20 protein-coding genes are annotated in these 24,156 nt (G+C 67.1%); 14 read left to right on the top strand and 6 right to left on the bottom strand.

The features are described 5' to 3' along the window. Positions 1-437 precede the first annotated feature (437 nt). From BSZ40_RS05575 to BSZ40_RS05550, 6 genes are all read left to right on the top strand, one after another. The gene (locus BSZ40_RS05575; RefSeq protein WP_073824118.1) at positions 438-1,121 is read left to right on the top strand and encodes an EcsC family protein; all 684 of its coding nucleotides are present in this window, start codon (positions 438-440) and stop codon (positions 1,119-1,121) included. A gap of 410 nt (positions 1,122-1,531) precedes the next feature. Next, positions 1,532-2,371, top strand: a complete 840-nt coding sequence (locus BSZ40_RS05570) for a DUF6612 family protein (protein WP_073824117.1) — start codon at positions 1,532-1,534, stop codon at positions 2,369-2,371. Positions 2,372-2,524: 153 nt separating this feature from the next. After that, entirely contained in the window at positions 2,525-3,358 is an 834-nt protein-coding gene (locus BSZ40_RS05565; protein WP_073824115.1) for a DUF6612 family protein, read from the top strand. A 129-nt stretch (positions 3,359-3,487) separates the two neighbouring features. Beyond that, complete coding sequence (locus BSZ40_RS05560; protein ID WP_073824114.1) at positions 3,488-4,132, top strand: hypothetical protein; 645 nt, start codon at positions 3,488-3,490, stop codon at positions 4,130-4,132. 248 nt (positions 4,133-4,380) lie between these two features. Beyond that, positions 4,381-5,973, top strand: a complete 1,593-nt coding sequence (locus tag BSZ40_RS05555; RefSeq protein WP_342741912.1) for an amidohydrolase — start codon at positions 4,381-4,383, stop codon at positions 5,971-5,973. Between the two features lie 115 nt (positions 5,974-6,088). Then, positions 6,089-7,048 (top strand): CAP domain-containing protein, encoded by a 960-nt coding sequence (locus tag BSZ40_RS05550; protein WP_073824112.1) that lies wholly within the window; start codon positions 6,089-6,091, stop codon positions 7,046-7,048. Between the two features lie 45 nt (positions 7,049-7,093). On the opposite strand, the gene BSZ40_RS05545 is transcribed toward BSZ40_RS05550, so the two are convergent. From BSZ40_RS05545 to BSZ40_RS05525, 5 genes are read right to left on the bottom strand one after another with little or no spacing between them, the layout of a single operon-like run. Continuing rightward, the gene (locus tag BSZ40_RS05545) at positions 7,094-8,008 is read right to left on the bottom strand and encodes a 5'-nucleotidase (RefSeq protein ID WP_073824110.1); all 915 of its coding nucleotides are present in this window, start codon (positions 8,006-8,008) and stop codon (positions 7,094-7,096) included. A gap of 60 nt (positions 8,009-8,068) precedes the next feature. After that, positions 8,069-9,655 (bottom strand): DUF4091 domain-containing protein, encoded by a 1,587-nt coding sequence (locus tag BSZ40_RS11560; protein ID WP_073824109.1) that lies wholly within the window; start codon positions 9,653-9,655, stop codon positions 8,069-8,071. 1 nt (position 9,656) lies between these two features. Next, positions 9,657-10,460, bottom strand: a complete 804-nt coding sequence (locus BSZ40_RS05535) for a carbohydrate ABC transporter permease (RefSeq protein WP_073824108.1) — start codon at positions 10,458-10,460, stop codon at positions 9,657-9,659. After that, complete coding sequence (locus tag BSZ40_RS05530) at positions 10,457-11,329, bottom strand: carbohydrate ABC transporter permease (RefSeq protein ID WP_187343208.1); 873 nt, start codon at positions 11,327-11,329, stop codon at positions 10,457-10,459. The genes BSZ40_RS05535 and BSZ40_RS05530 overlap by 4 nt, the downstream gene beginning before the upstream one ends. 39 nt (positions 11,330-11,368) lie before the next feature. Next, a complete protein-coding gene (locus BSZ40_RS05525) occupies positions 11,369-12,610 on the bottom strand; it encodes an ABC transporter substrate-binding protein (RefSeq protein WP_073824106.1) in 1,242 nt (413 codons plus the stop codon). 120 nt (positions 12,611-12,730) lie between these two features. Between BSZ40_RS05525 and BSZ40_RS05520 the strand changes: the two genes are divergently transcribed. Continuing rightward, complete coding sequence (locus tag BSZ40_RS05520) at positions 12,731-13,864, top strand: ROK family transcriptional regulator (protein ID WP_073824105.1); 1,134 nt, start codon at positions 12,731-12,733, stop codon at positions 13,862-13,864. Positions 13,865-13,879: 15 nt separating this feature from the next. Here the strand turns inward: BSZ40_RS05520 and BSZ40_RS05515 are convergent, their stop codons facing one another. After that, positions 13,880-14,758 carry a hypothetical protein gene (locus tag BSZ40_RS05515; protein WP_124853087.1) on the bottom strand — a complete coding sequence of 293 codons (879 nt, stop codon included), beginning with the start codon at positions 14,756-14,758 and terminating at the stop codon, positions 13,880-13,882. 779 nt (positions 14,759-15,537) lie between these two features. On the opposite strand from BSZ40_RS05515, the gene BSZ40_RS05510 reads away from it, so the two are divergent. The 7 genes from BSZ40_RS05510 to BSZ40_RS05480 all read left to right on the top strand — a co-directional run bounded on the left by BSZ40_RS05510 (position 15,538) and on the right by BSZ40_RS05480 (position 24,092). Next, positions 15,538-16,194, top strand: a complete 657-nt coding sequence (locus tag BSZ40_RS05510) for a biliverdin-producing heme oxygenase (protein WP_073824102.1) — start codon at positions 15,538-15,540, stop codon at positions 16,192-16,194. Next, positions 16,194-16,685, top strand: coding sequence for a DedA family protein (locus BSZ40_RS05505; protein WP_073824100.1), 492 nt, complete (start codon positions 16,194-16,196; stop codon positions 16,683-16,685). Before BSZ40_RS05510 ends, BSZ40_RS05505 begins: the two co-directional genes overlap by 1 nt. Before the next feature lie 85 nt (positions 16,686-16,770). Beyond that, complete coding sequence (locus tag BSZ40_RS05500) at positions 16,771-17,187, top strand: hypothetical protein (protein ID WP_073824099.1); 417 nt, start codon at positions 16,771-16,773, stop codon at positions 17,185-17,187. An 85-nt stretch (positions 17,188-17,272) separates the two neighbouring features. After that, on the top strand, positions 17,273-19,948 hold the full coding sequence (locus tag BSZ40_RS05495) for a choice-of-anchor M domain-containing protein (protein WP_073824097.1): 2,676 nt from the start codon (positions 17,273-17,275) through the stop codon (positions 19,946-19,948). A gap of 206 nt (positions 19,949-20,154) precedes the next feature. After that, positions 20,155-22,182 carry a DUF6541 family protein gene (locus tag BSZ40_RS05490; protein WP_073824096.1) on the top strand — a complete coding sequence of 676 codons (2,028 nt, stop codon included), beginning with the start codon at positions 20,155-20,157 and terminating at the stop codon, positions 22,180-22,182. 25 nt (positions 22,183-22,207) lie between these two features. Further along, complete coding sequence (locus BSZ40_RS05485) at positions 22,208-22,717, top strand: PH domain-containing protein (RefSeq protein WP_073824094.1); 510 nt, start codon at positions 22,208-22,210, stop codon at positions 22,715-22,717. Positions 22,718-22,817: 100 nt separating this feature from the next. Then, complete coding sequence (locus BSZ40_RS05480; protein ID WP_073824092.1) at positions 22,818-24,092, top strand: OmpA family protein; 1,275 nt, start codon at positions 22,818-22,820, stop codon at positions 24,090-24,092. The last annotated feature ends 64 nt before the right edge of the window (positions 24,093-24,156 follow it).

The raw sequence follows: 24,156 nt of genomic DNA, 5'->3' as shown, positions 1-24,156 counted from the left end.
GACCACACCCAGCCAGCACCAGCAACACACCCACTCCCACCCTCACCAAACACCGCGCATCCATACCCCCAAAGTTACCCCGCTCACACCAAGCGTGCAGGAAATCAGCCCAGCTGTGGATAGGGCAGTCTCGTGTCGCGGGGTGGTGTCCTTCAACAAGAAGGGGGAGGTAAGTAGGCCTTGGGGGCCGCGCTGCGAGGTGGGCCTGCTAGAGGACGCAATTGTCCAGTGGGTAGCGGTGCAGTGCCGGGTTGCAGGCCGGGGAGGCCAGAGCGCCGGATCGTGAACCTGAGTCTCGAATCGCGCCGGGTTGTAGGCCGGGGGAGATCGGGTGGTAGAGGTTGGGGGAGGGGAGGCGGTAGGGATGCTGCCCACACTGTCTCGCCCCCACCAAGATTCATGTAATACTTGCGCAAGAGTAAAGAAGGAGAAAAGTTATGGTCTTGCGTGAAGGACGCTCGGCACTGTCGGCATTCCGGAAGGGGCGCTTCCACGAGGCGGGCACGAAGCTGGTCAACCTGGTGGTCAACGTGGGGGTGGATGGCACTGGTCCGCTGAAAAGCGCTCAGGATACCGCCGCCGCTGCTCTGCAGCGCGCGGACGGCGACGTGGAGGCGGCCATCAAGCACCTCATTGCTAGCCACTCGCGCTCCGTGGGGGTGGCCGGGCTGGCAGCCGGTTTTGGGGGTATCGCCTCCCTGCCGATCTCGCTTACGGCAGACCTCGCGGTCGTCTCTACGCAGGCTGCCCGCCTGAGTGCCGCTATCGCGCAGCTGCGCGGCTATGACATTGCTTCCGAAGAGGTCCGCTCGGCTGTCGTGCTGTCGCTGCTCGGTAAGTTCGGCTCCCAGGCGCTGGAGAAGCTCGGCAGTGACACTCCGGGGATCGCGGGGTTTGCCGCGCTGCGCGGGCTGCCGACGACGATGTTGCTGGCTTTGCAGCGCAAGGCCGCTACCCGGCTGATGGCCCGTTTCACCCAAAAGGGACTGTTTAAGCTCACCAAGCTGGTGCCGGTGCTGGCCGGCATCGTGGGCGCGGTTGCCAACGTTGCGGCACTGCGGAAAGTGGCCCGCAACGCCAAGCACAATTTCCCCACCCAACAGGTAGTGCTGGAGGGCTGAGCATTCGCTTTGGCTCGCTCCGTCTCGGGCTTCGGCTCGGGGCGGGGCTTTGCTGTGGGCGCCAGGATAGGGGTGGGCAACAATACGCCGTCGGGCAGGAGGGCCACCGGCACGTGGGAACCAGGCGGTGCCCGCCGTGAGGGTGGTGCCAGACAATAGGGAGGTCCCCCGGCACGGGGGTGCCAGGCATTTCTAATCGGGAGATGAATACGGCCCGATGGGAGGTCCCCCGGCACGGGGGTGCCAGGGTGGTGGTGGGCGCCAGCAGCCGCCCACCACCACGGAATATGCAGAGGTGAATCCGGGCTGAGTGCCCCAAGTTTGTGGGGCATTCAACCGCACGCCAAGAGAGGGCAGCGTGACAGCTGTAGGCTCAATGACATCCGTCAGGCGACCGGAAAGGGGCAGTCATGCAGGTGCGGAAGATCGGTGCCATTGGGAGCGCGCTCCTCCTGCTCGGCGGGATGTTGACCGCCTGCAAGCCGGAAGGCGACGGCAAGCCCGTGTCTGGTGAGCAGCAGCGGCAGATCATCGACGAGATAGCCGCCAAGTTTGTCCAACAAGACGAATCTGACCCAACATATTTGGGCACCAAGGATCGGACGGTCACGGGGGACTTTGATATAGCCGAGGAATCCGCCGGATACAGCGCGGCGTTTGCTGGCAAGATGACTTTGCGGGTGGATGTTGACGCGAAGCTGTCCTTGCTCACCATGGATGTAAGGACCAGGGAGACGCAACCTGACGGTGTTGCTGAGGGCTTCGATTCAAAGTTTGACATGTACCTGAACCTGGAGAAGGACTCGGCCCGCATCTACGCGGGGCAGGACGGGCAATGGCATCAACAGCAGCTCGACCTGGAAAATTTCCGTGACATGGTGGGCTCCCCGCAGCTACAGGTGGACATTAGTTCCTACCTGAAAAATGGCGAGAAGGTGTCACTGGAGGAAAAGGGAGACACCTACGTTTTGCGCGTTGACCCGCGCAGCGAAGCTATCCGGGAACAATTTAGTGAAATCAGCGGGCGCGGGCAGATTAGCGACATCGCTGGGGAAGTCGAGATCGTCGTCGACAAGGATGACTACGAGATGCGCAGCTACCGAGTCGACACACAGGCGCGGTTCGAGATGCAGGGCGAAGAAGGCAAGATGCGGTTCTTCCTTGACATGGATTCTCGGGACGAATCGGTCAAGCTGCAGGTGCCGCGGGAGGCGCTGGATGCACCAGAAGCCGAGATTTTCCCGCACTAGCCGAGCTGGGATGTGCCCGCGGTCCGGGGCGTGCAAGGAGGTGAGTCCGGGGTGAGCGCCCCGAGTTTGTGGGGCGGGGAGCCATGCAGCTGTGGCAAGTCTGCCGTCCCGGTAGGCTCGTTACATCTTCAGACTGACAGGAAAGGCACAGTCATGAAACTGCGGAAAATCAGTGCCATTGGGGGCGCGATACTACTAGTCGGCGGGATGTTGACCGCCTGCAAGTCGGAAGGCGACAGCACGCCCGTGTCCGGTGACCAGCAGCAGATCATCGACGAGATTGTCGCGAAGTTTGCCCAGCAGGACGAAACCGATCCGTCGTACCTGGGGGACAGCGACCGGGTCGTGCAAGGGGACTTCAATGTCGCCATTGACGCCCCCAGTGCCCAAATGGAACTTGGTGGCAAGATGACTGTGCAGGTTGACACTGACACGAAGCTCGCCATGTTAGCCATGGATGCAGGGATCAAGGGGCCGCAGGCTGGTGGCGCTGGGCAGATGCAGACCAAGATCGACCTATACATGAACTTGGCGAAGGAACCGGCGCGGATATATGTCGGGCAGGACGGCAGGTGGCAGCAGCAGGAGATCAGCATCGAGAAGCTGAGTGAGCATATGGCCTCCCAGCAGTCGCAGGTTGATGTTGACTTCTACCTGAACAACGCCGAGAACGTGACCCTGGAAGAAAAGGGGGACACCTACGTGCTGCGCGCCGTCCCTCGTAGTGAAGCCATGCGGGAAAAATTCGCCTCCTCCAGTGGCGATGCGCAGATTAATGATATCGACGGGGAGTTTGTGCTCACCGTTGCCAAGGACGACTACGAGATGCGTAACTTCCGCGCCGACCTGAAGATGGTGGCCGAGACGCAGGGCGAAAAGGGGGACATGCGTGTCACCTTCGACCTGGACTCCAAGGAAGAATCCGTCGACCTGCAGGTGCCGCAGGAAGCGCTAGACTCCCCTGAGGGCAGCATCTTCCCGAACTAGCTAGCTCCACGGGGCGCGGGCGGGCCGCCGTCCCGTAGCTCGTTGACGTTGGTGGCGGCAGGTTCGCAAGGACCTGCCGCCACCAGCTATCCTCACCTAGGGAACCGTCGGCCAGCGAACGGAACCACCATGCTGCACTACCCCTTCACCCATCTCTGCTTGAGCGAGTGGTCGGCCCGCGGCTGTTCCCTGACCGTCCGGCCACGCACAGAGCGCACCGTCGAGGAGCTGTTGGCCTGGCCGCTGGCGTGGGTGCCGCAATTCCGCCACAGTGGCCAGGCACTGTGTCTCCATCCCGACGACGCCCTTGAGCTGCAGGGGCCGAGCGTGAGCGGCCGGGTCTTTGGCATGGTGGGCGACTGCCTGCTGGCGGTGGTTGACACGATTGGGCCCGACGCCGACGTGGCCCCCGCCGCGGCCGCGTCGCGGCCCGGCTGCGTGGTGGAGCTCGACCCCACTGCCCCCGACACCTTGCCTGAGCTGGGCGGCCCGCAGCCACTAATGCGCGTGGCCAACGCCAGCCTGGCGCGCTACGCGGGTGCCCACCTGGCCTGGCTGCGGGCCTGCGCCCGCAGCTGGCAGGCCCACGCTCGCGCCGAGCCCGACGCGGACGAGGTGGCGGCCGCCGAGCTGGCGGCAGAGCTGAGCGCCCGCGGCGACTTCACCGAGTTCTGGCAGGATGCCGCCGAGCTGCTGTGCGAGTTCGGTCCCAGCCGGGGCGGAGCCATGCTGCTGGAGCAGATGGGCGGCCGCGATAGCCTGCCCGCCTGCTGACGCACGCGCCCCTTTTGCTGCGGGCCGCTCTCCTCCGGCCAAGGGCGTCTGCCGGGTGAGGTGTGTCCACCGACGGCTGCGGGCCGCTCTCCTTCTGCCAAGGCCCGCTACCCGCCGCGGCGGGGCTCGCCCGGCAAAGCCACTACCCGCCGCGGCCGGGCCCGCCCACCAAAGCCTGGCCCCGTCGGCGGCAACTAGGAGACACGAAAGCGCTGCGCTGTCCCGCCCGGCGGCGTAAGGTCGCAGGCGTGCTACTCGACAATGTCCGGCTGGTGTCCTTCCGTGCTCGCCCTGCCCTGGCCCGGGCCCGCGTCGCGGGCCGTCTGGCCGCCCCGCCGCCCCCAGACCCGCAGCTGACGCGGGTGCGGGTTGCGCAGGGGCGTGTCACCCAGATCGACCCCACACTGGCGCCCGCGCCGGGAGAGGAGGTGCTGGACGCCGACGGCGCCTGGCTGTTGCCGGGGCTGTGGGACGCTCACGCTCACCTCGATCTGGAGGCCGCACGCACGGCCCGCCTGGACACCCAGGCCACCCGCAGCGCTGAGGAGGCCTTGGCGCTGGTGGCTGGCGCCCGCGCCGCGCTGCCTGTCGGGCAGCCGCAGACCATTCAGGGGTTCGGCCACCGGCTCGCCAACTGGCCGCGCGTGCCGACGGTCGCCGAATTGGACGCCGTCGTCGGCGACATCCCCACCGTCCTCATCTCCGGCGACGCCCACTCCGGTTGGGTCAGCTCGGCCGCCCTGCGGCTGCTCGGGCTGCCAGCAGCCAACGCCACCGACCCGGGCCGCCCCCTGCAGGAGGACGTCTGGTTCAAAGCCCTGGAGCGGCTAGACGTGATTCCCGGCACTGCCGCCCTGCGGGAGTCCGGCTACCTGCCGACCATCAACGCCCTGCTCGCCAAGGGAGTGACCGGGGTGGTGGACATGAGCTGGGGTGCCCAGCCGACTGACTGGCCGGAGCGGGCCCGGCGCCACCCCGCCCAGCCTTGGCCGCGCCTGCGGGTGGCGGTCTACCGGGAGCAATTCCCGCACTGGGTGGCCCAGGGTCTGCGCACCGGCCAGGCTTTGCCGGGTTCTCCCGTCGGCGGGGACGGTCAGGCCCTCTTCACGCAGGGCCCGCTGAAGGTGATCGCCGACGGCTCGATGGGCACCGCCTCAGCACATCTGTGCGCTCCCTACCCGGCGAACCTGCAGGTCCCGCACCCGCATGGGGTGGCCAACATCTCCCGCGCTGCCCTCACCGAGCTGCTGGCCGCCGCCCGGGCGGCCGACTTCGAGGTGGCCATTCACGCCATCGGGGACGCGGCCATGAACGACGTTGCCGCCGCCTTCACCGCCTCGGGCGCGGCCGGGCGGCTGGAGCACGCCCAGCTGCTGCCCGCCGACGCCCTGGCCCCCACTGGCGCCCTGACTCAATTGGTGCGGGCGGGCGTCGAGCTGTCGGTGCAACCCGCCCACCTGTGCGACGACTACCTGGCCGTGGACCGCGTCTGGCCGGGCCGTAAGGAACGAACCTACGCGTTCGCGGACATGGCGGGGGCGGGTGGACTGTTGCAGTTCGGCTCCGACGCTCCGGTCGCCCCGCTGGATCCGTGGCTGGCGCTGGCCACCGCCAGCACGCGGCAAACCCCGGACGGACAGGTGTGGTCGCCCTCCCAGCGCCTGACGGTCGAGGAGGCACTGGCCGCCAGTGTCGACGGGCAGGGGCCGGTCAGTGTCGGCAGCCGCGGCGACCTAGTGCTCGTGGCCACCAATCCACTGACGTGCCCGGCCGCCGAGCTGGCGGAGATCCGTCCGCTGGCCACGTTGGTGGCCGGACAGGTGGCCTGGCAGAAACCTTAAGAACTGGCACGAACAATTCCCAGACAACCCAAAGGTTATATTCCTGTCATCTAACGGCCAGGTGTGGTTGAGTGGGGGCGGCCACAGACAGTGTCCCGGGTATAGGGAAGGAAGAATGTTGCGATCGTCGCGCCTGCTTGCTGCTCTCGCGGTTGCTGCCGCCTCACTTGTTGCCTCTCCGCTGGCGCACGCCGCACCCCCGGCGGTGACCGCGCTGAGCGCCCCGGAGGTAGGTAGCGTCCCGCTGGTAGTCAGTCCGGAAGGGGCCCACCATGCCCAGACCATCCTCGACCGGGTCAACCAGTTGCGCGCCAGCCTCGGGCTGGCGCCGGTGGCCCGAGTGGGGGAGCTGGACGTCATCGCCCAGGATTGGAGCGAGCAGATGGCCGGGCGGCAGGAACTCAGCCACCGCCCGGGCTTCGCTGACATGTATCCCGGCGGCTGGACACGCGGCTCGGAAAACGTGGCCATGCGGGGCGGTTTCGGGGCCGAGGACGTCGGCGCGCAACTCTACTTGCAGTGGGAGAACTCGGCCGGTCACTACGCCAACATGGTCGACCCAGAAGTCAACGCCATCGGTATCGGCATCGCCTACAACGCGGCCGACGACTCCTGGTACGCCACCCAGAACTTCGCGGCCTACCCTGACCTCTCCCAGTTGACCGTCAGCCAGCAAGCCGCCGCCCCAGCCGCGCCCGCCCCGCAGGCTCCCGCCCCCGCCGGCTCGGAGGGCAATGCCGAGGCCCTAGCGGGCAGTGCGCCCGCCGCCCCGCAGGCCCCGGGCGATGACGAAGCCGCAGAACCGGTGGCCCCTGCGGCAGAGGAGTCGGCTGCCTCCGCTGCCCCGGCCGCGCCCGCCCCGACCCACAGTCCCGGCAAGCAACCGGTCGATCCGGCCGCGGTGACGACGGTACAGGCATATGCCAGCCCGCTGCCGGTGGCCGCCGCCGCCCACGCGCCCGCGACGCGCCTGGCCTCGACCGGCCTCAACGTTTGGCTGCCCGCCGTGGCCGGGGCGGGACTGTGTCTGGGGGCCAGCCTGTTGTGGGTGCGCCGCCGCCGCACCATCGACTAGGAGCCACCCGCCTGGGCCCCGGCAGACGCCGGGGCCCAGTCCTATCTAGGGCTCGTTCATCACCCCGAACGGCACGTGCACGCTCGGGGTGGGCGAGAACTCCAGGTGCCGCAGCTGGTCGTCGAAGAAGATATGGGGTTGCAGCACCTCCAGCACACGGGACTTCTCCACCCCGCCGAGGAAAAAGGCGTCGTTGACATGCAGACCCCAGTTCTGGATGGTGCGCACCACCCGCGTGTGGGCGGGGGCGCTGCGAGCGGTGACCACCGCCACCCGCAGGCGGCGCTGATAGGCGGCGTCGGCGGCCACACGTTGCTCCTCCAGCGCCTGAATCCGATTCAGGCCCGCCAGGAAGTCCGCGAGGCGACCGCGCTCCATCGCCACCTCGGCGAGCCGCTCCTCGTTCTCCTGGAACGCTTGCAGTCCCTCGCGTTGGTTGATGCGTTCCGAGGCGTCGTCAGCCAGCACCCCGTCGAAGTCAAAAGCCACCAGCAGCTCCTCGCCGCCCGGATCTTGCCTGCTGGGGCCCACCACCTGGCCGGCGGCGAATCCCAGCCGGGTGGCCTCCCGCACGTCGTCCGGGTTAGCCGACAAAAATAGCGACATGTCGAAGGCCGCCATAAAGGGGTAGGGGCTGCGGCCCTGTGTAAACACTGCCCGGGTGATGGGCAGGCCGTGGTGCTTGATCGACTCCATCACCCGCAGGCCGGTCTCGGGGTCGTTGCGGGACAGCACGATCACCTCCACCAGCGGCGTGGTGGCCGACAAACTGTTCAGGGCCAACAAGCGCCGCAGGAAGGGGAAAGCCACCCCGGGCTGCAGGGGGGCGTGCAGGTGCGCGGCCTGGTACTCGCGGTACGCCTGCTCTCCCTGCTCGCGAAAGACCGCATCCGACTCGGTCAGATCGAATAGGGCGCTGGACGCCACCCCCACCACTAGGCTGTTGGTCAGATCAAGCATGCGTGTTCCCTCCCACGCAGCGAGGCTACTGCACGGCACTGACTTCCTGACTGGCCCCGCTCAACTCAACAGGTCGTCGACCGCGTGGCGGCGCCGCAGCAGCTCGACGGCCGACGTCTGGCTCTCGTCGTACGCCCGGCTGCCGAGCAGTGCCACCACCGCTGCGCGTCCCACTGTCCGCTCCGCTGCCTCGAAGACCGCGAGATCCTGCCAGGCCGCTCCGAGGATGCGCTGGCGGAGGCTCGGCAGGGCCAGCCCGTCCAGGCCGGGATAGAGGATGAAGGGGTCGCCGCCGGGCAGTGCCCCGCCCGCACAGGTGTCCTGATAGGGATCGATGCGGTGCCGGGCGAGCGCCGTGTAGTAGAAATTCAGTCCCCAGTGCAGGAAGCCCTGCGCCCCGCTGAGGAATAGCTGCTCAGCCAGGATCCGATGCCGGGTGGCAGGTTGTGCAATGAAACGGTTGGCTACCGCGCGGTTTTGGGCGACGCAGTGGTAGACCCAATCCGCCCGCCGCCCCGCCTGCCAAAACTGGCGCACGGCGTCGGTGGCCACCACGGGCGTCTGCACCAGGGTGGCAAGCTCAGGAGCCGAGACGGCGTCGAGAACCTGCGCCCCGGCCAACAGGTCTTGCACGATCGCACTGGCCTGGCTGTAGGAGCCCACGTTGTGGGCGTGCGGCTCGTCGGACACGTGCCACCACACGTGCTCCGCCCCGACGGCCCGCTCCAGGTGGGCGCGCAACGGGGGCAACACCTCGGTCAGGAATTCGCGGTAGCGCGGATCGGTGGCCGCCACATCCCAACCGAACTCGCGCCGCCCGTCGACCCAGATCTGCGGGGTGGCACGGGCCCCCCACTGCGTAAACAAGTGCGGGCACTCGATGTCCCGCAGGCCAGCCCCGGTGACCTCATCCAGCCACCGGTCCAACTCGCTCGTGTCCATGACGATGCGGCCGTCCACGCGGCGAAAATCCAACAGCTGCACGTTGGTCCGGTAGGTTCCCTCCGCGGTGTCCAGCGGCGGGGTCCACAGGGGAGCCAACACCCCGGTAACCCCCATGTCGGCCGCTGCCTCCAGGTAGGAACGTAGCGATGCCCAGTGGGCGGGGGAGTAGGGGGAGACACCCAGCTGGTCAGCCAGGGCATCGGCATGCAGCCACTGGAGGAACCGCACCCGGCTGCGCCCGAGCTCCTGCGGCACCAGGCGCACCGCCAACGGGTGCCGGAACAGGACTTCCGCGCCCTGGCTGACGGTGACCACGATCTGGCGTGTGCCCGGACCCAGTTCAACATCGACCCACAGACTGTGCCAACCGACATGGCTGAACGCCACCTGCCCCGTGGAGGGGTAGAGCGGGTCGGGTAGCAACGTGGGCAGGGTGGCCAGCATGTCCGGGTCGTGGTCGGTGAAGCACGGCACCGTCACCGGTACCAGACCCACCTGCCACAGCTGCACGTAGGCATCGTCGGCGGTGACGGACACGGTGACGGTATCGGCGGGGGCGGAGTTGGCGCTCGGTGGCGGCAGTAGCGCCACCTGGAAGCTCAAACGCTCCCCGATGAGGCCGCTAAACGCGGCGGTCAGGGCAGGTGGCTCCTGGCCTGGTAGCACCTTGGTGACCGCGTCAACGAGACGTACTTGCCACATGTCATTCCCCTCCGAAACCGGAACTAGTAATGCCTTGGACGAACTTGCGCTGTAAAAACACGTAGACGATGAACGGCACCATGAAGGCCACCGTCGTGCCGGCCATCACCATGCCGAACTCGGTGCTGAAGGAGCCTTTGAGCTGGGAGATGGCCACGGTGACGGTGCGACTGCTGTCCGAGGTGATGGCGATCAACGGCCAGAGGAAGTCGTTCCAGGTGGTCAGGAACGTGAAGACCGTGAGGGCCACCAGCACCGGCCGAATGAGCGGCAGGATTATGTGGGTGAAGACCCGCCAGTGGGAGGCCCCATCGATGCGAGCCGCGTCCAGCAGCGAGTCGGGGATGGACAGCATGAACTGCCGGATGAGGAACACCCCGAATGCGTTCACCACGGGCAGTGCCAGGCTCAGCGGGGTGCCCAGAATGCCGAGCTGACGGAAGATGATGAACAGGGGAATCATCGTCACCTGGCCCGGCACCATCATGGTGGCGACGTAGAACCAGAACAGCTTGTTATGGCCCGGGAAACCCAGCTTGGCAAACCCGTAGGCAGCCAGCGCGCACACCACATTATTGAGCACGCAGGCGATGAGCACGACCAGTAGCGAGTTGCGTATCGCCACCCCGAACTCTTGCACCGTGAAGAGGTTGATGAAGTTATCGAGGGTGAACTGGCCTGCCGAGAACCGCAAGACCGAGGTTCGCTGGAAGGCGGTAAGCACCATGAGCCCGAAGGGTAGGACGGCGAGCAGCAACAACACCGCGGTGCAGGACCACAACAGCCCCTTGCCGAGTTTGCTCATTTGTCTTCCCTTCCGAACGCCAGCCGCTGGAGGGCGGAGCAGCCGACCACGATGACCAGCAGCAGCATCGCAATGGCGGAGGCGTAGCCCATGCGGTAGCCCCCGGCGAAGGCCAGCTCGTAGATTGCCATGACGATCGTGGTGGTCGCCCCGCCGGGCCCGCCGCCCGTCATGGCGTACACCAAATCAAAGACCTGGAAGGACCAGATGGTGGAGAGCACCAGCACCAGGAACGTCACGTTGCGCACCCCCGGCAGGGTGATGGAAAAGAAACGCCGCACCGGCCCGGCACCGTCCACCATGGCGGCCTCATATAGGTGCTGCGGCACATCCAGCACGGCCGCGTAGTAGATGACCAGGAAATAGCCGATGTTTTTCCACACCGTTACCAGGGCCACGCACACGAGGGCCAAGGTGGGGCGGCCCAAGAAATTGATCGGCCCGACGCCCAGCGCGGCCAGCGTGTCGTTGAACAGCCCACCCTGGGCGGAGAGCAAAAACTGCCAGATGGTGCCCACCAGGATGAGGGAGGCGATGACGGGAATGAAGAGCACCGAGCGCACGAAGCTGGACAGCCAGCGGTCCCGGGTGCGGGCCAATAGTTCGGCCAGCACCAGGGGGAGCGTCATTTGCAGGGGCACCGCAATCACGGTGAAGACGACGGTGTGCCACAGGGCGGCGTGCAGCGACTGATCGGTCAAGAGCTGGCGGTAGTTGGCGAGGCCGACGAACTGCCCCGGCGTGAAGCCGTCGTAGTTAGTCAGGGACAGCCACGCCGAGTAACCGATCGGGGCCAGGGCGATCAGCAGCAGGATGCAGAACGAGGGCAGGACGAAGAACAGTCCGGCGTAGGAAGATTTCTGGCGCATGATGCTGGCGCTGGGCGGTCTCCCGCCCACCGTGACTGGTTATTGCAGTACCTGGCGGCCCTCGGCGGCCGCGTCCCGCATTGCCTGCTCCGGGGTCTTTTCCCCGTTCAGCATCTGCTGAAGGTTCTTGTACAGGGCGGCGTAGGCCCCAACACCCTTCGGCACCACCGGCAGTGGGCGGAGTGCTGCCGCGTGGGAGGTGTAGAACTGCAAGACCTCGGGCGAGAAGTTCGACTTTTCGTCCTTGCCGATGGGCGGGAAGTGCGCCTTGGCGTGGAACTTCTCCATCTGCGGGCCCTGCGTCATGAAGTCCACTAGCGCCGCGCACAGTTTCGGATCCTGGCACTGCTTGAGGATGACCAGCGAGTCCAAGGCGATGAAAGTGCCCTGTTGCTTGTCCTTGAGGGACAGCGCGAAGCCGTAGTCGAGGTTGGCGTACTTGGGGATATCCACCTCGGAGGCCACCGTGTAGGCCGACTTGCCGTCAACGAACAGCTGCGAAGCACTCGCGCCGTCGACCCCGGTGGCGTTGGCGCCGAAGCATCCCGCGTCCTGCATATCTTTAACGAAGTTCGCGGCCCGCACCACCTCCGGGGAGTCGAAGAGCACCTCCTTACCGTCGGGGGAGAAAAGCTGCCCACCGGCCTGCCACACGTAGGGGAAGAACAGGGAGTTCAAGTTGCCCTTATTGGGGTCGCCCCAGCCGGCCGCGTAGGGGGTGTAGCCCGCAGCGGCCAGCGGCTGGCAGGTGGCGAGGAACTCGTCCCAGGTTGCGGGCGGCTGCACGCCCGCCTTAGCTAGGGCCTGCTTGTTGTAGACGAAGATGCGGGCGGCGCCGACGACGAAGGGCACCGAGTACTGCTTGCCGTCAAACAGTCCGTGGTCGAGGAATAGCAAATTGTCGCGTTGCTGGTCGGTGAGGAGGTCGTCGAGCGGCACGAGGAGGTCCCGCGTGGTGTAGTCCCCGATTATCTCTTGGTACATGTACCCCACATCCGGACCATTGCCGGAGGTCACCCCCGTTAGGTATTTCGTCTCGTAGTTGTCCCACGGGACGATAGTGACCTCGATCTTGACCCCGTGTTCCTTGCTGAAGGGAGCCAGGATTTCGTTCCACATGGCCTTGTCCTGCTGGTCGTCGGCGAGCGGCGGCATCCACAGGTTCAAGGTGGTCATCTGGCCTCCGCCGTCCGCCTGCCCGGCATCGGGGGCGCTGGGAGTGCAGGCGGTCAGAGCGCAGGTGGTGGCGACGACTGCGATGCCGAGGCGAGACGGGCGCATGAAGCCTCCTTCAAGGCAGCTACTTTGCTGGGGATTTGTGAAATATATCTCACTTACGGATAGTTGTCTATATCATTTCCATAACTGATTTTCGCTGCCTGACAGTCGTAAGGTGGGCCCGTGGCCCGACCATCCTCGCCCCCGTCCGCGCGCGCGGCCACGCGCGTGCTGGCCGCCCTGGCCGAGGCGCACTGGGCGACCATCGCCGAGCTTGCCCACGCCGCCGACCTGTCACGCCCCACCGTGCTGGGGGCCCTGACGCTCTTCACCGAGTTCGGGTGGATAGAGGCGCAGCAACGCCCCAGTGCCGCTGGTTCTGGCGGGCGTCCGGCCGAGTCCTACCGCCTGGCACCGCAGGCCGCCACCTGCCTGGTGGCCCGGCTCTGGGCGCGAGAGGTGAGCGCACTGCTCCTGGATGCCACGGGCAGACCCTTGGCCCAAGGTCGGGTTCCACTGGCTGAGCCGCGGCAGGCGGCAGCCGTGCTGCAACAACTGGTGGCAGACCTACAGCAGCAGACCCACCGCAGCGAGCTGACCCTCGCGGTCGTGGCCACCATGGGGATTTGCCGCCAGGGCCGCGTGTTGGAAAGCGTCGTCTTTCCCCAGCTGGTGGGTTCGCGGGTGGCCGATGACTTGGCGGAACGGTGGGGCTGCAGCGTCGACTTCGACAATGATGCCAATCTGTCTGCCCTCGCGCAGTTGGCCGACCTAGGGCGGGACGATCCCCACCTGAGCATGGTGGCCATCCACGTTGACGAAAGTCCGGGCTGCGGCCTGATAGTCAATCAGCAGCTATGGCAGGGGGCGCACGGGGCCGCAGGTGAGCTGGCCTTTGGGGCGGACATGTCCTGGCACGTGATGGAGCGCAGGCTGCGGCAGGCGGCCGCCGCCCGCCAGTGCACGCCCCGCGATATCTTCCAGGCCGCTCGGGCCGGGGACCGGGCCGCCCGGGCGCTCATGGCACAGGCCATAGACGCTCTCGCCGACGGCATCATTAAGCTGCTTTTGGTGCTCGATCCGCACGTGCTTAGTCTGGCTGGGCCGGGGGTGCAAAGCGAGCTGTGGGCGGCGCGGCTGCAACGACGTCTCGCCCCACACGTGCCGCGGCTTCCCGAGATTGTGGTGCGGGAAATGGACGAATCCGTCCTGGCGGGTGGCTGTCTGCGGGCGGGCGAGCAGCTGCGGCAGCAGCGCGAACAGCGGCTGCGCAGCCTGCCCGGGCTGGCACCGGTGGCGCACCCGCGGCTCCGGTAGTTCAGCTGCCCAGGGCTAGTGGTAATCGGCGATGGCACGCCCGAGCGTCACGAGATCGTCGGTGAGGCGCCCGTTGGCGGTCAGGAGGTAGTAGCGCTCGGGGGCCTTGCCGGGAATGACGTAGCACGAGGCCAGGCCCGCCACTTCTCCACAAAAGCCGCCGGAAAAGTCCACGACGTTGGCCGAAGAATCGCGGGCGGCGGCCACTTCGGCGGCGGAAGCATCGAGTGAGGAGATAAGCAGGGGGTCGTTGGACTTTGTCCAGTAGGTGTAGGGCGGGGATGCCTCAAACTCCAGGCCTGGCACCTGGGTGGGGAGCGTTGCGGGGTCGACAGGCAGGAACGCGTCGGCGGGGATCTGCGTCTCTTGGACATCGGCACCCTCGCTGTCCTGCACGGCGGTGCGGTTGTCGTGTCGATCCGCCGTCTCCTGCGGGGTTGCCAGCTCGGGGGCAGCTGCGAGGACTTCTTCGGTACCGGGGCCCGCGGACTGGGTTGAGTGGGCGGCGCTGGTGGCCGCCGCCGTGGTATCGCCAGAGTCGCTAAAGAAGAATGCGCCCAAGGTGCCGCCTATGCCGACGCCGAGGGTTAACAGGCATGCGCCCACGACGAGGACATTCTTACGCCGGGCCGCAGCTAATGCTCGCGGCAGCGCGGTGCCGTAGGGATTGGTGGCACCCCGGTAGGGCGACACGGCATCTTCCACCCGAAACTCATCGTCGCCCGCCTCGGGAGATTCGCTCCCCCCGGCACCCACTATTTCCAGCCACGGGGGAGTGCTGGGGGTGTCCGGGACGCCGGGCCCGGCCGCTGGGGCGGCAGGGGCCTGCCCGGGACCGGCAGACATCGACCAGGCGGGCACCGCGGTTGCGGGGGGCGGGGCGGTAGCGGCCACGGCCGGTGTCGGCAAAGGCAGGCTGCCAGTGGGTGGGGTAGTGGGGGGCGGGCAGGCGCCCAACGGGGCGCCGCCAGCCGGAGTAAGCGGCGGGGGTGTAGCGAGCGCGGCTCCCCCTGGCGGGGTGGCCGACGTGATGGTGTGGAGTTGCGGCGGCGGGGCGGAAGGAGGGGTTTGGCGGGGTCGGGTTGCGTCGTCAACCGCCAGCGGGGGTGGGGTGAGGCGTCGCCGGATCCCCCGCATAGTCGAACCCCGCGTTGGGGCGGGGGACGGGTTGGGGGTGGGCGGCGACGGGTGGGTGCTGCCGTCCGCCGGGGTAGGAGAGGGCGGTGGGGCCGCAGTCCGCGGCGCACGCGGCACGGTTTCGGCCGCCGGCCAGTTGTTGGCTGGTGGCGGGAGGGGACCGGAGGAGGGAGTCGACTCCTTATCCGGGGTGGTCATAGTGCCGCCGCGCCTTCTCCGGTGGCCCTAAGCGGGCATAAAACTGGCGGCGCGGCGCAGCAGACGTTGGGGGCGCTGAGCTGCTGGTGTGACTTGCGCATCGTGGCCTCCCTCTCATCTTGTGACTTCGGCACTTTATATGACGCTTTGCGACGAGAGTGCAACCTTGTGGCAAAGGGGGGCGGGTTGGGGTCGCAAATGGGGGCCTATGGGGCAAAACGGGGGCGCTAACGGGGTGGCGTGTCGGAGATGAGAGGTAGGCAACGCCGCCAGGATAGCGACAGGGTGTCAGAAAGATGGGTAAGGTGTGCCTTACGTAATTCCTATGGAGGTGGAAGATGACCGAGCCCCTGTCCGTTGCCCTGAAAAACGCGACGGCTGAGGCCCACGCCGAGGCGGAGAGTGCCAACTTCATCAGTGACCTGATGGAGGGCAAGATCAATCGCGACGCATTCGTGGCGCTCGCGGTGCAGCAACTGCCTATCTACCAGGCCCTAGAGGATGTGCTGGAGAGTCACTACCGCGATCACCCCCTGGTGGCGCCAATCCACGATGTGCGCCTGCACCGGGTGCCGTCCCTGCGTCACGACCTGGCCCAGCTGGTGGGCGACGACATTGCCGCCCAGCCGGTCCATCCCGCCACCCAGGAGTACGTGCGGGTGCTGACCCAGGAACACTCGCCAGAGCTGGTACTGGCCAACCACTACGTGCGCTATCTCGGCGATCTGTCGGGAGGTCAGATCATCGCCCGCCTGGTTCAGCGGCACTACGGGATCAGCCCGGAGGCGCTGACCTTCTACCAGTTCCCCGGCATCGACAAGCTCAAGGTCTACAAGGACGCCTACCGCGCCAAGCTGGACGCGCTGACTCCCACGCCGCAGGAGCGAGCCGAGATCATCGCCCAGGCGGTGCGGTCCTTCGCGCTCAACGCGGCGGTATTTGCCGACCTGGCCGCCGCCGGTTTCGTGGCCGACGGGCAACTTGGCGCTGCCTGATGCTGAAGGAACACCCGTTCGCGGTGGTTTTCGTGTTCCTGTACCTGTTGGGCACGGCCCGCGGGCAGGGCACCTACTGGTTGGCGCGCGTAGTGACAGAGCAGGCATTGGCCCGCACCCGGCCAATGGTCGGCTGGCGCTTGCGCCTTCATCAGTGGTTGGCCGCGGACGGGGTCGGGCGCGGACGGGCCCTGCTCAATAAGTGGGGATTGGTGGCAGTTCCCGTGTGCTACCTGACGGTGGGGGTGCAAACCCTGGTGTTGGCTGCCGCCGGGGTCACGCGGGTGCGGTGGCTGCACTTCACCCTGGCGCAGATCCCGGGCGCCTTGGCCTGGGCCACCATTTACTCCACCATCGGTTTCGCGGCCTGGTATGCCGCCTGGAGGGCGGCGGCGGGAGAGCGGCCGTGGCTGACAGCCGCGGTGGTGCTCGGTATCTGCGTGGCGGGGGCCTGCCTGGGGTGGCGCGCGCGGCGGCGGGTGCGGGCCTAGGTGCCTGGCTGCCGGGCCAACGGCATTGTTAGGCTTCGCCGAGCGGACGCACTCGGGCGCTCGCGTTACGGCAGAGGGGGCTAACTTGGGCGAACTGCGATTTCCGCGGGTGCAGGATGGTTTGGCCAACGCTTGGGCGGGGCCCGGGGAGCGGTTCACGCCGGAATACGAGGCGCGCCTGCAACGGGTGGCTATCACCATCGCCGCCTGCGGCTGGCGGCCGGCGATCGAGTTGCAAGGGACCCAGGACGGTGAGGTCGTCGTCGCCTATCACCCACACGTGGACTATCGGGCAGTCCTCTTCCAGATTGAGGACCCAAGTGAGCAGCAGCGGGTGGACAAATTGCTCGCCGCCGACAGTGTTGAGCCGGGCGGCGCCCAAGGGCTAGTGGCCCACCTGCTGGAGCGTTTTGCCCAGGCGGAGGGGGAGCGCAGCGGGTGTGCCCGCGCATCCGTGCCGAGCACCAAGGGTGGGTGCGGAAATTGCAGCTGCGGGAGCTGACGGTTCGGTTTGACAGGGAGGCCCAACCTGACGACGATTGATAATCGTTATCAATAGTTGTCTGTGCGAGAGGCTTTGTACCCGCATGAATCTTGCATCCCTATCCCGAGCGGGCCGCCGACGCGTCGGCCTCGCGCTGGCCGGTGCCCTGGGTTTGGTATCTGTGCTGGCCACTCCGGCCCTGGCCGGTCCTGATCAGGACCGTGAGCGCATAACCTCCCAGCACGTTGACGCCCCGGTGCCGGCGTGGAATGAGGGCACGCGCGAACTGTCCATCCTGGCTGCCGAGAAGAGCGCCGATGACGTGGTGCTGTGGCTCTCGCGCGGTTGGGGAACCTATCGCGGACGTCCCGTCGCCAAGTACCTCTACACGGTGCCCAGCCGGGTGCCCGCCCTGAGTTTCCTCGGCGAGCCTGGCACCGTCCTCAACCTCGCCCCCCAGGACCCTGGGCGAGGAAACGCCCCTATCTGGGCGGGATTCGGGGCCGACGCCTCCATCGTGGGGGCGGCCCACGAGTTCGAAGGCGGGAACTACGTGCTTGATCTGGTTGACGTGCGGGGGCCGGGCCAGGTGGAGATGTTCTCGCACACCGCCTACGGCGTCACCCGCTTCCTGTCTAGCCACGACTTGGCCCATCGCACGGTATTCGACCCGCGGCACACGCACCTGAATACCACGTTCTCCAAACCCGGGCGGTACGAGTTGGTGTACCGGGCGGTTGCGCGGGATGCCGATGGCCAGCGCCTGTATGCCTCGCCGCCGACGCCGATCGTGTGGCAGGTCGGGGGCACTGACCCGCGTACCGGGCAGATCAAGGACTTCCGGGCCGCCTTTGCCGCCAGCCCCACCGAACGCACCGCTGCGGGCCAGGCGGCCCCCAGCTTCGGCTTGCACCGCCTAGCCACGCTGCAAAATCCCGGAGACGAGGAGCACACCGAGTTCGTTTTCGACACCGGTAACCCCGCGGACACGGGGCGGGTAATCGTCACCATCGACGGTTTCTTCCTTACGGAAATGCCGGTGGAGAACGGGCGCGCGGCGGGCAGCGAGATGATTGGCCAGGCCCCGTCCACGTTCCAGGCCATATTCATTCCGGACGCAGACTCGGGTGTGGCGCGCTGGGCCTCCGCGCCTGTGCGCTACCAGCGGGCGGAAGAGCCGGTGCAGGTGACCACTGGCACCGACGAGCTCGTTGAGGAAACCCCGGCCGAGCCCGCCCCCGCGTGGAACGTGGACGAGCTGCCAGTGAGCGACCCGAGCGTGAACGTCAGCATCACCCCAGTGCCGGACGACGAGGATGAGCACACGATCCGCATCCAGGCCGCCGACCCGACGCTGCGCGCCGCATACAAGGTTGCTTTCTTCCTCGGGAGCACCGACGTGGCGCCGTGGTGCAACGTGGAGGGAGTGCTCGGAGCCGGTGGGGTGAGCGAGGTGGTGGAGGATCTGGAGGGCTGCACCAAGGGTGTCACGATGGTTATCACCATCAAGCCCCACCCGCGCTCGGCGGCCAAGCCGCTCCGGCACGAGGTGAAAGACATCGCGGTGGGCAGCGGCACCTCCTACCCGCTCAAGCTGGCACTGCGCACGGCACCCGCCCCGAGCGAGCCGACCGCCACGCCGACCGTCTCCCCGACCCCTTCTGCCCAGCCGACCACTAACCCGACGCCGCAGCCGACCGCCACCCCAACGGCGACGCCTGCGCCGGACATCCTTGACCAGCCGGTGAGCCTGACGCGCGGGCACGTGGACGTCCGCCTGGCCCAGACGGGGGACGCCTGGCAGGTGCTCCTTAAGGACGACACCTACACTGCCGCCAGCTCCTCTGTCCTGCGGCAGCTGGAGCAGGTGACTTTAGCGGTCCCGCGCCTAGCATTGCGTGCTCGCCCCGCAGACACCGACCCGAGCTTTGACTTCCTGGGGCCGGTGGGCACTCGCAACTATCTGCTGCCCGAGACGCAACACACTGATTTAATCTGGCCGGGCTTTAGCACCGAGGGCATCGATTACGCCAACTTCCCCGCGGGCATCGACTACGAACTGCGTTTGGCCAGCGGCCCCAGCGACGGGCGGGTGGTGCTCTACACCCACCAGGACTTTGGGCGTCGAGCCAACGTGCTGTTTGATTCGGCGGTAGCCAAGCCGACGGGGACGCGGGCGGCGGCGAGCCAGCCCGGCGTCGGGCGCATACACACCGTTGACCCGACCCATCTGCACGCCGCCTGGGCCTTCACCAAGCCCGGCACCTACGAGATTTCCGTGCGCGCGCTGAGCGGCGAGCGGGAGCTGGCCCCCCCGCGCACCTTGCGCTTCGCCGTTGACCCGCAGGCCGCCGCTCCGACTCCTGCGCCGGACCCCAGTCCCACGGCGTCCGTGACGCCCGGGCCGACGGCATCGGCCAGCCCCCTGCCGACCGCCGCGCCCAGCCCCACGCCGAGTGCGGTGCCCACCCCGGGAGGCTCGCCCGAGCCCACGCCGGTGCCGACCGAGGTGCCCACGCCCGAGCCCACGCCGGTGCCGACCGAGGTACCCACGCCCGGACCCAGCCAGGCGCCCAGCCCGGCCCCCGTGGTAACCCCGCCCCCGGCGACTGGCAGCCCGGCGGCCCCGGCGGCCCCGGCGGCGCCCCGCGGCCCGGCCAGCACCGGTAAGCAGCTCCCCCGCACGGGGGCGGACGCGGTGACCCTGACCCTGCTGGCCGCCACCTTCGTGGCGGCGGGGCTAGCGGTGCGAGTAGCCGGACGGCGGCGCGCCCGGTAGCAAAGTGACGGGAAGCGGACGGGAGGTGGCTGTGCTGTCCTCCCGTCCGCTTTTGTGACGATGGGTGAAAAACCCCTCACCAGCCGCAAGTGAAACGGTGGGTTGGCACAAAGCGCCGTTGGATAAGATGAGCGGCACTGAAGCAACCGCGTCGGCGTGTCGGCGTTCGCTACTGGATGCCAAACCGACCGGTTGCAGGAGAGGGAATGGTCTTGCTGGTTGCGTGGCTGGGTTTGGGTGCACTGTTCCTGGCACTCAGTGTGGTCGTCCTCGGGACGGGCTACGCACTGACGCGGTTTACCGGTCTGCGCCCCACCGATGCGCTAATCGTCACCCCCTTTGCCGCGTTCAGCACGATCGCTGCCGGCTCACTACTGGGAGTCAGCACCTCTCTCGGGTGGTCGGTGCTGCCAGTGGGCATCACTGGGGCAGTCCTGGCGCTGCTAGCGTGGCCTGCCCGCCTGGCCCCCCGACCATCGGCCGCCGACGACTGGACGGGTTCCTGGCGCTGGGCGGCGGCACTTACGACCCTCGGCAGCGTGCTCCACCTGACCCGCCTGGCCCGCGCGCTCGGCTCCCCGGTGGCCGTGTCGCAAACCTACGATTCGCCCTTCCACCTCAATCTCATCCGGCAGATGCTGGTGGAAAATGACGGCTACTACTTTCACGCCAACCTGGCCTCTTACGCCAGCAACGAAGGCTTCTACCCGGCCCTGTGGCACCAGACAGTCTCGCTCCTGGTCAAGACGACGGGGGCCGACCTGCTGGTGGCCAATAACGCCATGCTGTACTTCGTCACCGGGGTGTTGTGGCCACTCGGGGTGGCGGTGCTGCTGGGCACCCTCCTGCGGTCCTGGCGCGCGGCCGGGGTGGCGGGCCTGTTGGCGTGCGCACTGCCGCAGATGCCCAACCACCTGACCTGGTTCGGGGTGCTGTACGCCAACGAGCTCGGCTATGCCCTGCTGCCGTTCGGGCTGGCGCTGCTGGCCCGCCTGTTCTTCCCCGGCCCAGCCGCCAGCCGCTGGCGGCTGGCGGTGTGGGGCGTCGTCGTGCTGTACGTCTTCATGATCGCCCACCCGGGCAGCGGCATCTCTCTCCTGGTGCTCGCCGCGCCCCTCGCTACCGTGGCGTTCAGTTGGTATCTGTCTCGCCGCGGGGGAGACAACCGCCGCTGGCGGGTGGCGTGGGCAGCGGGCGGGGTAGCGGTAGGGCTCGGCGTCTCGGTGGCCCTCAATGAGCTGTCCTTGCTAGTGCCTCGCATCGTTGGTCTGCGCACCTGGACGGGCTGGTGGGGGGCCGAAGGAACGCTAACAACCGCCCTGTGGCGAGTATCCACCCTCAATCACGGCTACTACATCGGCCCGTCGATGACCATCTCTTACCTGCTGGGGGCCGTGGTATTGGTGGGTTTCGTGGTGGCCTTCCGGCGGTGGCAGACAGCCTGGCTGCCCATCTGCCACCTCATGGCCGCCTTCCTCTACGTGACGGCCTACTCAGGTGCCAACCCGGGACGCGCCTACTGGACGGGGCTCTGGTACGGCGATACCGAGCGCCTGGTGGCGCTGGCGGGCATAACCGCGCTCCCACTCCTGGTGCTCGGCACCCTGACGCTCGGACGGGCCGCGCAAGCGCTGCTCGACCGCGCCGGGTGGACGGCGCGCCTGCCCGGGCCCTTGGCCGTGTCCGCCGCCCGTCGTCGCCGCGTGGCTCGCTGGGGGCCGACCCTCGTGGCGCTAGCGATGCTCGTGCTAGCCCACGCGCACCCGACCCTGCGCCTGTCGTATTGGACAATCTGGCGAGAACACGCCTACGACACCAGCGAGACCATCGGCCTGCTTTCGGCCGATGAGTATCGCCTGCTGCAACGGGTGGCCCCGCAAGTGCCGCCCACAGACGAGATCCTGGGCAACCCCTGGAATGGATCGGTCTTTGCCCCCGCCGTTGCTGACCGCAAGTTCACTTTCCCGCACGTGGCGCTGCTAAACGATCGGGACGCCTACTACGTGGTCGACCGGTTGCGGACGGTGGCGTACGAACCAGAGGTCTGCCAAATCGTGCGCGCGCGACGACAATTCTGGGTCCTGGACTTTGGACAGGACTACCTGTGGGGCGGGGACCACTACGGCAAATCTCGGCAGTTCCCTGGCCTGCTCCGCCTGGTGGAGCGGGGGCTGGCCGAGGTTGTCGATCAAGAAGGCGAGGCCCGGTTGCTGCGGCTTACCGCCTGCGACTGATCGGGTCGGCTGCCACAATGGGGCCATGAGTATCGACAAGCGGCTCGGCGCCGAGGAATACGTCATCCTGCACCTGCGGACGCACATCAAGGCGCTCTTTCCGCAGCTCCTGCTGCACCTCGTGTTGACCGCGGCCCTGGTGTGCTACTTCGTCTTCGCCCCCGCCGACTGGGGGCAGCTCCCGCTGCTGGTCGCGATCGGGGCCTACCTGCTGCTGGTGGGGATCTTCGTGGCCTGGCCGTTCCTAAAGTGGCGCACCACCACCTACACGGTGACCAATCGGCGTATCATCACCCGCCGCGGAGTGGTCAACCGTACCGGCCACGATCTGCCCCTCCGCCGTATAAACAATGTGCAGTACGAGCGCAGCTTCACGGATCGGCTGCTGGGCTGCGGCACCCTGGTGCTGGAGACCGCGGCCGACGAACCCCTGACGCTGCCCGATCTCCCCCGCATCGAAAAGGTACACGTCCAAATCACGGAGGTACTTTTCGGCGAGGACGGTTTCCTCGATAACGAAGACGAGATCGAGTAGGCCCTGCCGATGGGGCGCGGGCCCCGTTTTAGCCCTTTGTCGCCAGGTTGCGACACTGCGGACACCTCGCTGCCACTTCTCGCCCTTAGGCTCTGCAACTATGAGAAGAGCCATCGCTGTTACTGCCACCATCGTGTTAGGCGCCTCGTTGGCTGCCTGCAAGGAGGAAGAGCAGGCCCTGCCCACCGCGGCCCCGGTGGTGCCCACCGCCCAGGCCACCGTCGAAAGTGAATCCTCTGCGGCACCGACGCGGACGGCCGCGCCGTCCGCGTCCAGTGACGCTGCCCAACCCAACGTTCCGGTGGTGCCCGGCTACGCCCCGGGCGAGTTTCCGCCGGTGGCCCCCATCGTGCTGCCCGACATTTCGCTGCTCACGGGCTCGGCTCCCGAGTTCGGCAGGTCGATTTCTGACTCCATCAAAGGGCTGCCCGGGGTGCGGGTGTCGTCCGCTACCTGCACCGGCGGGGTGCCGCATGCCACCAACTGGTCGGCCAGCCTCGTGGGGGACGTCAACCACATCGGGGACGACACTGTGGTAACCGAGCAAGACGGCAAAACCTCCGTCATCGGGGACGGGCAAGTTGTCGAGCTCAATAACGACGGTTCCGGGAAGAAGATCGGCAACGGCGTCATCGTCAATAACGGGGATGGCACAGGCGAATACATCGGCGATGGGATCGTGATCAAGGTTCTCGGAAACGGCGCCGGTTCGTACATCGGCGGCGGTTCCGTCTACACCATCCCGGGGGACGGCTCCGGCGAAATGGTGACTTCCGCGGACACCATTAAAAACCTCGGGGATGGCTCCGGTGAGCAGATCAGCGCTGCGGCCGTCATCAAAAACAACGGGGATGGCTCGGGGGAATACATCGGGAACGGAATAATCATTAAGAACAACGGGGACGGCACCGGTGAGGTCAATGGGGTGTCCATTAAGGTCAAGCCCCTGCCCAAATTGGCGCCGGTAGGTAAGTTCCCCGAATTGGCGGCCTTGGAACCCATCGACGTATGCGGGCTGGCGATCACTTTCCAGGACGAGGTGCTGTTCGACTTCGGCTCCGACGTCGTGCGCCCCGAAGGCGTGTCCTCCCTGCGGCAGTTGGGCGACGCCGTGGGACAGGTCAATGTGCCCAAACTGCTGGTACATGGGCACACCGACTCGATCTCGGAGGAAGACTTCAACCAGTCCTTGTCGGAGCGGCGAGCCAACGCGGTGGCCAAGGTACTGCGGGACAGCGGACTGACCTCCCAGATCGAGGCCACAGGTTTCGGCGAATCCAAGCCGGTGGCCCCGAACACGCAGCCTGATGGCAGTGATAATCCGGCTGGTCGTCAGCTCAACCGTCGCGCTGAGATCATTATCCCGGCCCCGTAAGTTCCACCTGGCCCGGCCTGGAGCCGGTCTGCGGCTCCCCCGTGCCCGAAAGTAGGTTTTATCC

Origin of the sequence: Buchananella hordeovulneris (assembly GCF_001907235.1) — a bacterium.
GTDB classification, from domain to species: domain Bacteria; phylum Actinomycetota; class Actinomycetes; order Actinomycetales; family Actinomycetaceae; genus Buchananella; species Buchananella hordeovulneris.
Note: the sequence above shows the minus strand (reverse complement) of the source record. Positions and strands in the feature narration are given on the sequence as shown.

Bases quoted from the DNA above. Each gene is read 5' to 3' on its own strand.
- BSZ40_RS05575 (WP_073824118.1), top strand. From the start codon at position 438: ATGGTCTTGCGTGAAGGACGCTCGGCACTGTCGGCATTCCGGAAGGGG.
- BSZ40_RS05570 (WP_073824117.1), top strand. From the start codon at position 1,532: ATGCAGGTGCGGAAGATCGGTGCCATTGGGAGCGCGCTCCTCCTGCTC.
- BSZ40_RS05565 (WP_073824115.1), top strand. From the start codon at position 2,525: ATGAAACTGCGGAAAATCAGTGCCATTGGGGGCGCGATACTACTAGTC.
- BSZ40_RS05560 (WP_073824114.1), top strand. From the start codon at position 3,488: ATGCTGCACTACCCCTTCACCCATCTCTGCTTGAGCGAGTGGTCGGCC.
- BSZ40_RS05550 (WP_073824112.1), top strand. From the start codon at position 6,089: ATGTTGCGATCGTCGCGCCTGCTTGCTGCTCTCGCGGTTGCTGCCGCC.
- BSZ40_RS05545 (WP_073824110.1), bottom strand. From the start codon at position 8,008: ATGCTTGATCTGACCAACAGCCTAGTGGTGGGGGTGGCGTCCAGCGCC.
- BSZ40_RS11560 (WP_073824109.1), bottom strand. From the start codon at position 9,655: ATGTGGCAAGTACGTCTCGTTGACGCGGTCACCAAGGTGCTACCAGGC.
- BSZ40_RS05535 (WP_073824108.1), bottom strand. From the start codon at position 10,460: ATGAGCAAACTCGGCAAGGGGCTGTTGTGGTCCTGCACCGCGGTGTTG.
- BSZ40_RS05530 (WP_187343208.1), bottom strand. From the start codon at position 11,329: ATGCGCCAGAAATCTTCCTACGCCGGACTGTTCTTCGTCCTGCCCTCG.
- BSZ40_RS05525 (WP_073824106.1), bottom strand. From the start codon at position 12,610: ATGCGCCCGTCTCGCCTCGGCATCGCAGTCGTCGCCACCACCTGCGCT.
- BSZ40_RS05510 (WP_073824102.1), top strand. From the start codon at position 15,538: ATGACCGAGCCCCTGTCCGTTGCCCTGAAAAACGCGACGGCTGAGGCC.
- BSZ40_RS05505 (WP_073824100.1), top strand. From the start codon at position 16,194: ATGCTGAAGGAACACCCGTTCGCGGTGGTTTTCGTGTTCCTGTACCTG.
- BSZ40_RS05495 (WP_073824097.1), top strand. From the start codon at position 17,273: ATGAATCTTGCATCCCTATCCCGAGCGGGCCGCCGACGCGTCGGCCTC.
- BSZ40_RS05490 (WP_073824096.1), top strand. From the start codon at position 20,155: ATGGTCTTGCTGGTTGCGTGGCTGGGTTTGGGTGCACTGTTCCTGGCA.
- BSZ40_RS05485 (WP_073824094.1), top strand. From the start codon at position 22,208: ATGAGTATCGACAAGCGGCTCGGCGCCGAGGAATACGTCATCCTGCAC.
- BSZ40_RS05480 (WP_073824092.1), top strand. From the start codon at position 22,818: ATGAGAAGAGCCATCGCTGTTACTGCCACCATCGTGTTAGGCGCCTCG.